Source organism: Vibrio sp. MED222 (assembly GCF_000153005.1).
Classification (GTDB): domain Bacteria; phylum Pseudomonadota; class Gammaproteobacteria; order Enterobacterales; family Vibrionaceae; genus Vibrio; species Vibrio tasmaniensis_A.
In genome coordinates this window covers 691,340-692,824 of the sequence record NZ_CH902608.1, presented here as the reverse complement: position 1 = coordinate 692,824, position 1,485 = coordinate 691,340, and the positions used below count along the sequence as shown (strand labels likewise).

Annotated in this window: 2 tRNA genes and 1 other annotated feature; both genes read right to left on the bottom strand. The window is 45.9% G+C overall.

Going from position 1 to position 1,485, the window contains the following annotated elements:
* Positions 1–74: 74 nt before the first annotated feature.
* Positions 75–574: a sequence feature (23S ribosomal RNA rRNA prediction is too short), on the bottom strand.
* Between the two features lie 348 nt (positions 575–922).
* A tRNA-Ala gene (locus tag MED222_RS07510) sits at positions 923–998 on the bottom strand.
* A gap of 21 nt (positions 999–1,019) precedes the next feature.
* Positions 1,020–1,096 (bottom strand) — tRNA-Ile (locus MED222_RS07515).
* Between the last annotated feature and the right edge of the window lie 389 nt (positions 1,097–1,485).

The window sequence follows — 1,485 nt, the reverse complement described above, 5'->3', positions numbered from 1 at the left end:
TACTAAAATTAAGTCGCTGACCCATTATACAAAAAGGTACGCAGTCACACCACGAAGGTGCTCCTACTGCTTGTACGTACACGGTTTCAGGTTCTATTTCACTCCCCTCACAGGGGTTCTTTTCGCCTTTCCCTCACGGTACTGGTTCACTATCGGTCAGTCAGTAGTATTTAGCCTTGGAGGATGGTCCCCCCATATTCAGACAGGATATCACGTGTCCCGCCCTACTCGATTTCACTGATTATGATGTGTCGGTTACGGGGCTATCACCCTTTATTGCGAGACTTTCCAGACTCTTCACCTGCATCATTAAAAGCTTAAGGGCTAATCCAATTTCGCTCGCCGCTACTTTCGGAATCTCGGTTGATTTCTCTTCCTCGGGGTACTTAGATGTTTCAGTTCCCCCGGTTTGCCTCCTGTTGCTATGTATTCACAACAGGATACGTGCTTATGCACGTGGGTTTCCCCATTCAGAAATCCCAGACTCAAAAGGTTATTACTACCTAATCTGGGCTTATCGCAAGTTATTACGTCTTTCATCGCCTCTGACTGCCAAGGCATCCACCGTGTACGCTTAGTCACTTAACCATACAACCCGAAAGGGTCTCTGTTTTACTTTCGCTTTTGAAAAGCGAAAACAAACTAGTATGGCAACTAACCAAGGTTTTTGGTTGTCATCAAGAAGGGTTAATTCCTGATAACTGTTTGCCGGACTCAATTGTGAATCAATGTAAACATTGATTCGAATACAAGACACTTGAATGTGTTTGTTGTGTTTATCTAATGAAAGATAAACATTGAGAACTTTTAAATTTGATTGAATTACTCGTAAGTAATCAATCAGTCAGCTTTCCAAATTGTTAAAGAGCTAGATTTCTTTCGAAACCATTCTTAAATATTTTCAGATAAAAACACTTAAAGATGGTGGAGCTATGCGGGATCGAACCGCAGACCTCCTGCGTGCAAGGCAGGCGCTCTCCCAGCTGAGCTATAGCCCCATCTTTGTTTCTAATCGATATTGGTGGGTCTGAGTGGACTCGAACCACCGACCTCCCGCTTATCAGGCGAGCGCTCTAACCAGCTGAGCTACAGACCCAATATCGTCTCTTTTACTTTCTAAACCTAATCAATCTGTGTGGACACTCATCGTGGTATCTTCGTATAAGGAGGTGATCCAGCCCCAGGTTCCCCTAGGGCTACCTTGTTACGACTTCACCCCAGTCATGAACCACAAAGTGGTGAGCGTCCTCCCCGAAAGGTTAAACTACCCACTTCTTTTGCAGCCCACTCCCATGGTGTGACGGGCGGTGTGTACAAGGCCCGGGAACGTATTCACCGTGACATTCTGATTCACGATTACTAGCGATTCCGACTTCATGGAGTCGAGTTGCAGACTCCAATCCGGACTACGACGCACTTTTTGGGATTCGCTCACTATCGCTAGCTTGCTGCCCTCTGTATGCGCCATTGTAGCACGTGTGTAGC